A 10128-nucleotide genomic window follows, 5' to 3' on the forward strand; every position below is an offset into this window, starting at 1 on the left:
TCCCCGTCAGGACATGCGCTCCAGCGAGCTCCGGCCGCCGGCCCGCACGGCCTGGCGGTGCTGGGCAATCCGGTTGCGAGCCCACTGCGGGGCCAGCTCCAGCTCCTCCGGGAAGAAGAGGTCCTCGCCCATCCCCTTGACGCGCACCTGGATGAGCGGGTCATCGGGGTACTGCGTGGCCGGGTCGTCGAACACCAGCCCCACGACGATGCCCGTCTTGCCCAGGAAGCGCTGGCTGATGGTGCCGTCCCCGGAGTGCGGCACGACCTTCACCGTCGCGCCAATGCGCACCGGGGCGCCGTCCACGTCCTGACAGATGATGAGTGAGGGGTCCTGGGTCATGGCGCGTAGGAGCGGGGCTTGAGCGACTTCGAGATGACCACCAGCACGGCGGTGATGACGACCCATGCGAGCAGGTGGTGGGTGAGGACGTGCCGCGCGTCCTTCTCGCAGGCGAGCTCGCCGAGCAGCGCGCCCGTCGCACCCACGGACAAGCCCGCCACCACGGCGCGCAGCGGCTGGAAGAAGGCGCCACGCAGCGCGAACAGCGCGACCACCAGCGGCACCATGTCGATGGCCAGGTGACTGACGGTGCAGACCCAGCCCGGGAGTGATGAGGGGGCAGGCGGCGTGGGCCGGGCGAGCACCAAGGCCGCCGCGCTGACCACCGCCAGCCCCACGCCCAGCCGGCGCATCCAGCGGCCCTTGGGGGACAGCGCGCCCCAGGCGCACACCGCGCTGGTTCCCACCAACATGGCCAGCAGCGGCGCGCGCGCCAGGAGCAGCGGGCCGGTGACCGCGCCCACCGCGAGCATCACCACGGCCGCCAGCAGGCCCAGCCCCGCGGACGCCGCCATCAGCCAGACGGCCTGCGTGCGCCAGCGCCGCACCGGACGACGAAGCGCAAGCTCGCCCCGGGCCGCGGCGAGCACGCGCTCCAGCGCGGCGTTGTCCTTCGCGGGCGCCTGGGCGAGCAGCGGGTCCAGGTCCATCGGTGGCTTCATCGCGCCACCTCCAACGCCAGCTCGCCCAGCAGCTCTCGCAGCTTCTCGTAGCCCCGGTGCGCCCGCAGCCGCGCGGCGCCAGGGCTGATGCCCCGCAGCGCGCCAATCTCCTCGAAGGACCAGCCCTCCACCTTGCTGAGCACCACGGCTTCACGGTGGTCCGGATGGAGTCGTTGCAATGCGTCCAGCAGGTGCCTGCGCAGCGCCGGGTCGCTGTCATCCGGCGCCGGGGACGCGGGCGTCGCGGTGTCCTTCCGGGAGGCGTAGGCGTCCACGTGCCGTTGGTGCCTCAGCGCGTCGCGCGCGGCGTTCGCGGCGATGGTCATCAGCCACGGCGTGAAGCGGGTGCCGGGCTCGTAGCGGCCTCGCGAGCGGATGACGGACAAGAAGGTGGCCTGGAGCAGGTCCTCCGCGAGCGCGCCATTGCGCACCATCCGGGCCAGGAAGCCTTGGACCCGCGGCGCGTGCCGCTCGAAGAGGTCCTCGAAGGCGTCCTGTGCTCCGTCGCGAAACCGTTCCATGAGCTCTTCGTCCGTTTGGCTCCGCATCACCCGGCTCCTCTACGGGCCACTCGCGAAAGTGTTTCTGGCGGTCGCGATTCTCAAGGTCCAGCGGGGAAATCGTTGAAAAGTCGCGGGGTTGTGTGCGTCGTCAACATCCCGTCCTGCCCCGGAGGGCGAGGCCGTTAGTGTTGGGCGCGGAGGCACCTCGGACGCGTGGACCATTGGAGCATCGAAGGCATGGGGGCGGGGTTGGTGGCAAGCCTGCTGGCGGGCACGGCGACGGGACTGGGCGCACTGCCCGTGCTCGTCACCTCGGAGCTCAGCCGGAAGGCCCAGGACCGGATGCTGGGCTTCAGCGCGGGCGTGATGCTGGCGGCCACGTCCTTCTCACTGGTCATCCCCGCGATGGAGCTGGTGAGAGGGCAGGGCCATGACGGGCACTCGGCGGCGCTGCGCGTGGCGGCGGGGGTGTTGCTGGGTGGACTGTTCCTGCGCGTGTGGCACGACCTGATGCCGCACGAACATTCCCTCAAGGGCCATGAGGGCCATGGCGGCGCGAAGTGGAACAGCGTGCTGCTGTTCGTGCTGGCCATGACGCTGCACAACTTCCCGGAGGGCCTGGCGGTGGGCGTGTCCTTCGCCGCGCCGCAGCCGGAGCTGGGCCTGTCGGTGGCGCTGGGCATCGGCGCGCAGAACATTCCCGAAGGCCTGGTGGTGGCGCTGGCGCTGCGAGCCACGGGCGCGTCCGCGTCGCGCGCCGCGTTCCTGGCGCTGCTCACCGGCCTGGTGGAGCCGGTGGGGGCGCTGTTCGGCCTCCTGGCCTTGTCCCTCAGCTCCGCGCTGCTGCCGTGGGGACTGGCCTTCGCGGGCGGCGCGATGCTCTACGTCATCAGCCACGAGATGATTCCGGAGAGCCACCGTGGCGGCTTCGAGCGCGAGGCCACCACCGGCCTCATGTGGGGCTTCGTGCTCGCGCTGGTGCTGGACATGTCGCTGGGCTGACGGCGCCCGGTGGGGCTACGCGGGCAGCAGCACCAGGCGGGCAATCTCCGGGGGCGCGCCCACGCGCATGGGCGGGCCCACGAAGCCGCAGCCCCGGCTGACGTAGATGAGCGAGTCCCCCGTGCGGCTCAGGCCCGCGTTGCGGTCTCCCCAGATGAGGTCGCCCATCAGGTTGGCCGGGAACATCTGTCCGCCGTGCGTGTGCCCTGAAATCTGGAGCCCCACGCCGCGCCGGGCCACCTCGTCGAAGTTGGATGGCTGGTGCGCCAGCAGCACGGAGGCCCGGTCGGGGCGCACGTCGCGCAGCGCCGCGTCCAGGTCATAGCCGCGCTCGCCCATGCGGTGCGCGCTCCAGTCGTCCACGCCCGCCAGTTGGAAGGACGCCGCGCCGTCGCCAATGGACACGGAGCGGTTGCGCAGCACGTGGATGCCCAGCCCCTCCAGGAAGGCGACCCACGAATCGGCGCCCGAGTAGTAGTCGTGGTTGCCGGTGACGAAGTATGTGCCGTACCGCGCGCTCAGCTTCCCCAGGCTGGCGGCGAAGACGCCGAGCGACTCCACGGAGCCGTCCACCAGGTCCCCGGTGATGGCGATGACGTCCGGCTTGAGGGCGTTGGTGCGGGCCACCAGCTCATCCATGAAGCGGCGCTGAATCACCCCGCCGATGTGGATGTCGGTGAGCTGCACCAGCGTCAGGCCCTCCAGCTCGCGCGGCAGGTGGGGCAGCCGCACGGGGAGGTCGCGCACATCGGGTGGATGGTACGCGCGCCAGCCGCCGTAGGAGCTCACCGCCACGCCCGCGAGTCCCGCGCTCACCGCGAGCCCTTGCCCCAGCAAGGCCCGGCGCTCCGGCGAGGCGGGCGCGGAGGGGACTGCCGTCTGCGCGCGGGCCTTGCGGCGCTCACGCCACGCGGCCAGGGCCCGCACCGTGTCCACCGCCAGGGTGAACATGAGCAGGTAGAGGACCAGGCCAATCCACAGGAGGAAGACGATGCCCAGGCGCCGAGCACCCTCGGAGGGCAGCACGGAGCCAATGGCCCGCGCGCCCAGGGCGCCCACGAAGCCCACGGCGAACAGCCCCTGGGCGGTGCGCCGCAGCCACTTGCGCTTCGTCACGTCACGGACGAGCCGGCGGTAGAGATAGACATGGCCCACCGAGAGCACGGCGAGCACGGGAACGAAGAAGAGGAGCAGGCTGACCCAGCGTGGCATCGGGAACCCTGCATAACGGACACCTCCCCGCCGCGCTCCAGGATTCCGGGGGGGGCAGGCACGAAGGTGGCGCGGGCGCACCCCAGGCCCCTTTCCCACGCCGCCGGGCCGGGGCAGGCTGCGCCGTCCCGCGAGGCCGATTCCCGGTCCGCGCACTCCTTCGAGGTCGTCATGCTCCGCTCCCTGCTGGCTCCCATGCTCCTGGCTGTCTCGCTGCTCGGCTGTGGCGACGACGAGAGCGTCAACCCCGACTCGGGAGACCCGACCAAGGTGACGTACGCGGAGTCTCTCAACGTGGACCTGGCCGCGATGACCCGCCTGGAGAGCGGGCTCTACATCCACGACACGTTCCTCGTGGAGGATGGCGCGCTGGCCGAGTCGGGCAAGCGCGTGCAGGTGCGCTACACGGGCTACCTGCCGGACGGCCGGAGCTTCGACGCCACCGGAAATGGGCCCGCCCTTGGCTTCACCCTGGGCGTGGGGCAGGTCATCGCCGGTTGGGATGAAGGCATCGTCGGCATGCGCGTGGGGGGCCGCCGCCGCCTCATCATCCCGTCGTCCCTGGGCTACGGCGCCACCGGCTCGGGCGGCCGGATTCCGCCGTACACGGTCCTCATCTTCGACACCGAACTCGTCTCCGTCCGCTGACGGAGGCGAGGAACTCCGCTCGCCGACGTGCTATAGAATTTCCGAGTCTTCCGGGAAGTCCGGGCCGGCGTGGACCGGCCCGGAGGTGCGTGGTGACCCGGAATGGGGGAGGCGCGTGATGTCGCGGTCCGAGGCGGAGATGAATTTGGAAGGCCCCCGAGCAGCGGTCCCGGGGGAGGGCGCGTTCCACGTGCTGCTCATGCAGCCGTCGTCCGAGGTGGCGGCGCAGCTCTACGAGGAGCTGGGGAGCTCCCAGCGCGAGCGGCTCCAGAAGGAGGCCGCGCAGGCCGCGGTGGCGGAGCGCCAGCGGCTGGCGGAGGTCCTGCGCCAGGCCCGCGACTTCTCGGGCGCCGCGCGCCTGCTGGATGGCTGCGGCGCGGCGGCCCTGGTGGCGGAGCTGTACGTCCAGGGCGGGCGCTACGTGGACGCGGCGGAGGCGTACCTGCGCGCCGGTGAGGTGGAGCGCGCCGCCGCCGCCTTCGAGCGGGGCGGGGCCATGGAGCGCGCATTGGAGGCCTACCGCGGCCTGGGCGCGCGCGAGGCCATGGCGCACTGCCTGGTGCGCCTGGGCCGCCCGTATGAGGCGGCGCAAATCTACCGCGACCTGGGCCAGCCGCACGCGGAGGTGGAGGCGCTCGCGAGCGTGCCCTCGGGTGACCCGCGTCACCTGGAGTCCGTGCTGCGCATGTGCAAGCTGCTGGATGGCGAAGGCTTCACGCGGCGCGCGCTGGCGCTCCTGGCTGACACGATGCGCGGCTCGGAGACCGCCCGGGGAGACCCGGCGCTGGCCGCGGAGAAGGCCCGGCTGCTGCACCGCCTGGGCATGGACGCGGAGGCGAAGGCCGTCATCGCGCGCCTGCCCTCGAACTCGGCGGCGCCGGAGTCCAATGGCTACCACTACCTGAAGGCCATCCCCATCTTCGGGGAGCTGTCGCTCGACGACATGAAGGACCTGTACCGCGTGGCGCGGCAGGTGCTCATCCCGGCCGGCGCGGTGCTGCTGGAGAAGGGCTCGCCGGGCAGCGGCCTCTTCGTGCTCCTGGAGGGCGCGGTGGACGTGTTCAGCGGGCCGGAGCCGGAGGCGCGCCAGCTCAACACGCTGGGGCCTGGCGCGTACCTGGGGGAAATCTCCCTGGTGCAGGATGCCCCGGTGTCCGCGCAGGTCCGCGCGCGCACGGCGGTCCGCGCGCTGCGCATCACCCGCGCGGGTTTCCAGCACTACCTGGACACGCATGACGCGGCGGCGCTGCGCATCTTCCGCCTCTTCACGCACAACCTCGCGGCGCGCGTGCGGGCGCTCAGCACCTGACGGCGCGCATGTCTGTCATTCCGGGCTCGCGTGTTCACACTCGCGCCCGGATTGACAACACGGCGTCTGTGCATTACTTCAAACGCACCATGAGGCCCGTCTTCTTCAACGCCCTGCTGAGTGCGCGCACGTTCGCGCCGGCGGCGGACGTGTGCCTCGCCCCCCGTCACGAGGTTCTGCTCGACATTTGAGTTGGCGGACCGGTGTCCTCCGGCGCGCGGGTTGGCTGGTTCCCGTGTGCCGTGAGTCCCGGCTCCGCCCTCTCTCTCATGCCGCGTCCTCGTGTGTCCTCACGTGTCCCTGAGCGGGCCTGACGTGCCCCTCCGGCGAGCCGCGCGTGTGTGCCGCTGAGGCCTCCGCGGCGTCGTCCCTTCCTTTCAACCAGCGCCTCAACTCAACCCGCGGGCCTCGCTGCCCGACGGGAACGGGAGTCCTTCATGTCTCGCCACACACGCATCGAGCGGTATCGCAACATCGGCATCATGGCGCACATCGACGCGGGGAAGACGACGCTCACCGAGCGCGTCCTCTACTTCACCGGGCGCATCCACGCCGTGGGAGAGGTGCACGACGGCTCCACGGAGCTGGACTGGCTGCCGCAGGAGAAGCAGCGCGGCATCACCATCACCTCCGCGGCCACCACCGCGTTCTGGCAGCCCCGGCAGGGGATGGGCGCGGGTGTGCCCCACCGCATCAACATCCTGGACACCCCGGGGCACGTGGACTTCACCATCGAGGTGGAGCGCTCGCTGCGCGTGCTGGACGGCGCGGTCGCCGTCTTCGACGCGAGCCAGGGCGTGGAGCCCCAGTCCGAGGCGGTGTGGCGGCAGGCGGACCGGTACAACGTCCCGCGCATCGCCTTCATCAACAAGATGGACAAGGTGGGCGCGGACTTCGCCATGAGCGTCGCGTCCATCCAGGCGCGGCTGGGCGCGCGTCCGGTGGCCGTGCAGTGGCCCGTGGGCGAGGGCTCGGAGTTCCGCGGGCTGGTGGACCTGGTCCACATGCGGGCCGTGACGTTCGACGGGGAAGACGGGGGCTTCGTCGGCGAGCAGGGCGTGCCGGAGGCGGTGCGCGCGCAGGTGGAGGCGCAGCGGCTGCGGCTCATCGAGGCGTGCGCGGACGCGGACGCCGCCGTGCTGGAGAAGTTCGTGGACGGGCGGTTGGAGGACATCACCGCCGATGACCTGGAGCGCGCGCTGCGCGCGGGCACCCTCGCGCGGGCGCTGGTGCCGGTGCTGTGCGGGTCGGCCTTCAAGAAGAAGGGAGTGCAGATGTTGCTGGACGCCATCGTCAACTACCTGCCCGCGCCGTCGGACCTGCCCGCAGTGGAGGGCTTTGTCCCGGGCACGGAGGAGCGTGTGTCCCGGCCCGTGTCCGATTCGGGGCCGCCCTGCGCCCTGGCCTTCAAGCTCATGAGCGACAAGGCCGTGGGCGGCATCGTGTTCCTCCGCGTCTATTCGGGCACGTTGCGCGCGGGCACCGTCCTGCTCAACCCCGCCACCGGGCGGCGTGAGCGGGTGGGGCGCTTGATGTTCATGCACGCCAACCGCCGCGAAGAAGTGGCGGAGGTCCATGCGGGAGACCTCTGCGCGGCGCTCGGCCTGAAGGGCGTGCGCACGGGCGACACGTTGTGCGACCTGGCGGCGCCCGTGGTGCTGGAGTCGCTGGGCGTCATGGAGCCCGTGGTGCAACTCGCCGTGGAGGCGCGCTCGCCCGCGGAGCTGACGAAGTTGGAGGACGGCCTTCACCGGTTGGCGGCGGAGGACCCGTCGCTGCGAGTGGGCGTGGACCCGGAGAGCGGCCAGGTGCTGCTGTCCGGCATGGGTGAGCTGCACCTGGAGGTGGTGGTGGACCGCTTGAGGACAGAGCATGGCGTGGAGGCCCGCGTGGGCCAGCCCAAGGTGGCCTGGCGCGACACGCTCCGGCGCCCGGTGCGTCAGGAGTACCGCCACGTCCGCCAGTCGGGCGGGCCCGGACAGTACGCGTATGTGGTGCTGGACGTGGGGCCGGCACCGCGTGGCGCGGGGCTCGTCTTCACGGACGACACGCGCGGGGGCACCATTCCCAAGGAGCTGGTGCCCGCCATCGAGAAGGGCGTGGCCGGGGCCATGGCCCGAGGCGTGCGGGACGGCGTGCCGCTGGTGGACGTGGAGGTGCGGCTGGTGGATGGCGACACGCACGTGCGTGACTCCACGCCCCAGGCCTTCGCAGTGGCCGGCTCCCTGGCGCTCCAGGCGGCGGTGCACAGGGCGGGCGTGCAGCAGCTGGAGCCGGTGATGGAGGTGGAGGTCACCACGCCCGAGGAGTACCTCGGCGAGGTGTTGGGAGACCTGGCGGCGCGGCGGGGGCGGGTGCTGGGCATGGAGGCGCGCGGCGGGGCGCGGCTCGTCACCGCGCGGGTGCCCATGGCCAGCCTCTTCGGCTACGTCACCGGGCTGCGGGGCCGCACCCAGGGCCGGGCCCAGGCCAGCATGCGTCTGGGCGCGTACGAACCGGTGCCGGAGGCCCACCAGGCCCCTTCGGCGGCGGAGGCCCGGGCCTGAGGTGAAGGGCGGCCCCGGGAGCCAGGAATGGCTCCCGGGGCCGGCAGGGCATTCCGGGTCTTTCGACTTGGAAGGCTCTGTGGACGCAAAACCGGCAAGCAAGCTGTTGATTTCACGGGACTTCCGGGGCGGGAAAGTGCAGGGTCCCCCGCGATTCTCCGGAATGGGTAGGGGAGACCCCCTGTTTCCATCCGCTCCCAAAGCGGTTCGGCCGGCTGGGCCCGACCGCGCACCGCCAGGCGCCCCGGACATGTGTCCGACTGGGCGCGCTGCGCGGGCTTCCTCCCCTGGGAGGGAGTGGGCTTACCTCAACATCAGGAACCCATGACTTTCGACGAACTTCAGCTTCACGACACCCTCCTGCGCGCCGTCAAGGCGGAGGGCTACACCACCCCCACGCCCATCCAGCAGAAGGCCATCCCCCATGCGCTGGCCGGGCGCGATGTGCTCGGCGTGGCCCAGACGGGCACGGGCAAGACGGCGGCCTTCGCGCTGCCCATCCTCCAGCGGCTGTCCGCCAAGGCGCCCGCGGGCGGGGCGCGCCCGGTGCGCTGCCTGGTCCTGACGCCCACGCGCGAGCTGGCGGGCCAGGTGGGCGAGAGCTTCGGGACCTATGGCAAGGGGCTGCCCTTGCGTCACGCCGTCATCTTCGGTGGCGTGGGCCAGAATTCGCAGGTGCAGACGCTGCGCAGTGGCGTGGATGTCCTGGTGGCCACGCCGGGCCGCCTGCTGGACTTGATGGAGCAGGGCTTCGTGTCGCTGCGCTCGCTCGAGGTGTTCGTGCTCGACGAGGCGGACCGCATGCTCGACATGGGCTTCATCCACGACGTCCGGCGCGTCATCAAGGCGCTGCCGCCCAAGCGGCAGACGCTGTTCTTCAGCGCCACGCTGCCCGTGGACATCGTGGACCTGGCGCGCAGCATCCTCACGGACCCCATCCGCGTGGAGGTGTCGCCCGCCTCCAGCACCGCGGAGACGGTGAGCCAGCAGGTGTACTTCGTGGAGCGCGAGCAGAAGCGCGGCCTGCTGACGCACCTGCTGACGGAAGGCAATATCTCCCGCGCGCTCGTCTTCACCCGCACCAAGCACGGCGCGAACCGGGTGGCGAAGCAGCTGGAGGGCGCGGGCGTCAGCTCGGCGGCCATCCATGGCAACAAGAGCCAGAATGCCCGGGAGCGCGCGCTCGACGAGTTCCGCTCCGGGACGCTCCGCGTGCTCGTGGCCACGGACATCGCCGCGCGCGGCATCGACATTGACGGGCTGAGCTACGTCGTCAACTACGACCTGCCCAACGTGCCGGAGCAGTACGTGCACCGCATTGGCCGCACCGGCCGCGCGGGGGCCAGTGGCACGGCCGTGTCCTTCTGTGACGCCGAGGAGCGCGCGTACCTGCGCGACATCGAGCGCACCATCCGCCGCAACGTGCCCGTGGTGGAGAATCACCCGTACCGTTCGGGCCAGCCCGCGCCGCGTCCGGTGAGCCATGCGTCCGGCGCCGCGCCGGAGGCCCGGCCTTCGGGCAACGGGGGGCGTTCCCAGGGCGCGCCGCGTCCCGCCGGTAATGGTGGTGGAGGCGGGCACTCCGCGGGCGCTTCGCGGCGCCGCCGGGGTGGTGGCGGCGGAGGCCGTGCGCAGGGCCGTCCCGAGGGTGGCCGCTCGGCCCAGGGCTCGGGTGGCTCTGGTGGCAACGCCAGCCGGGGTGGACAGGGCGGCTCCAGGGGTTCGGGTGGCGGCCGTGCCGCGGTGGCGCAGGCGCCGGCGAAGGGCCCCGAGGCCTCGCCGCTTCCTCCGCGTCGCCCGTCGCCCAAGTGGTTCTGAGCGACTGAGGCCAGGCGGCGGCCAAGGCCCGCCGTGAAGTCCAGGAAGGGAGCTCGCACCTTTGGGGGCGGGCTCCCTTTCTCGTT

Annotated in this window: 9 protein-coding genes; 5 read left to right on the forward strand and 4 right to left on the reverse strand. The window is 71.8% G+C overall.

Translation table 11 applies throughout. The features are described 5' to 3' along the window. Positions 1-6: 6 nt before the first annotated feature. From HV826_RS06690 to HV826_RS06700, 3 genes are read right to left on the reverse strand one after another with little or no spacing between them, the layout of a single operon-like run. Entirely contained in the window at positions 7-342 is a 336-nt protein-coding gene (locus HV826_RS06690; RefSeq protein ID WP_176416168.1) for a Carotenogenesis protein CarS, read from the reverse strand. Next, positions 339-1004 (reverse strand): DUF1109 domain-containing protein, encoded by a 666-nt coding sequence (locus tag HV826_RS06695; RefSeq protein ID WP_176416169.1) that lies wholly within the window; start codon positions 1002-1004, stop codon positions 339-341. The genes HV826_RS06690 and HV826_RS06695 overlap by 4 nt, the downstream gene beginning before the upstream one ends. Then, complete coding sequence (locus tag HV826_RS06700) at positions 1001-1552, reverse strand: RNA polymerase sigma factor (RefSeq protein WP_176416170.1); 552 nt, start codon at positions 1550-1552, stop codon at positions 1001-1003. The genes HV826_RS06695 and HV826_RS06700 overlap by 4 nt, the downstream gene beginning before the upstream one ends. Before the next feature lie 192 nt (positions 1553-1744). Here HV826_RS06700 and HV826_RS06705 point away from each other — a divergent pair, with 192 nt between their 5' ends. Beyond that, entirely contained in the window at positions 1745-2509 is a 765-nt protein-coding gene (locus HV826_RS06705) for a ZIP family metal transporter (protein WP_176416247.1), read from the forward strand. Between the two features lie 15 nt (positions 2510-2524). Here the strand turns inward: HV826_RS06705 and HV826_RS06710 are convergent, their stop codons facing one another. Then, positions 2525-3721, reverse strand: a complete 1197-nt coding sequence (locus HV826_RS06710) for a metallophosphoesterase (protein ID WP_176416171.1) — start codon at positions 3719-3721, stop codon at positions 2525-2527. 171 nt (positions 3722-3892) lie between these two features. Between HV826_RS06710 and HV826_RS06715 the strand changes: the two genes are divergently transcribed. From HV826_RS06715 to HV826_RS06730, 4 genes are all read left to right on the forward strand, one after another. Next, entirely contained in the window at positions 3893-4369 is a 477-nt protein-coding gene (locus HV826_RS06715; protein ID WP_176416172.1) for an FKBP-type peptidyl-prolyl cis-trans isomerase, read from the forward strand. A 118-nt stretch (positions 4370-4487) separates the two neighbouring features. Continuing rightward, positions 4488-5678, forward strand: coding sequence for a cyclic nucleotide-binding domain-containing protein (locus tag HV826_RS06720; protein WP_176416173.1), 1191 nt, complete (start codon positions 4488-4490; stop codon positions 5676-5678). Between the two features lie 437 nt (positions 5679-6115). Further along, a complete protein-coding gene (gene fusA, locus HV826_RS06725) occupies positions 6116-8224 on the forward strand; it encodes an elongation factor G (protein WP_176416174.1) in 2109 nt (702 codons plus the stop codon). Between the two features lie 324 nt (positions 8225-8548). Then, positions 8549-10042, forward strand: a complete 1494-nt coding sequence (locus tag HV826_RS06730) for a DEAD/DEAH box helicase (protein ID WP_176416175.1) — start codon at positions 8549-8551, stop codon at positions 10040-10042. Positions 10043-10128: the final 86 nt, after the last annotated feature.

This window comes from Myxococcus sp. AM010, assembly GCF_013372585.1.
Taxonomy (GTDB): Bacteria; Myxococcota; Myxococcia; order Myxococcales; family Myxococcaceae; genus Myxococcus; species Myxococcus vastator.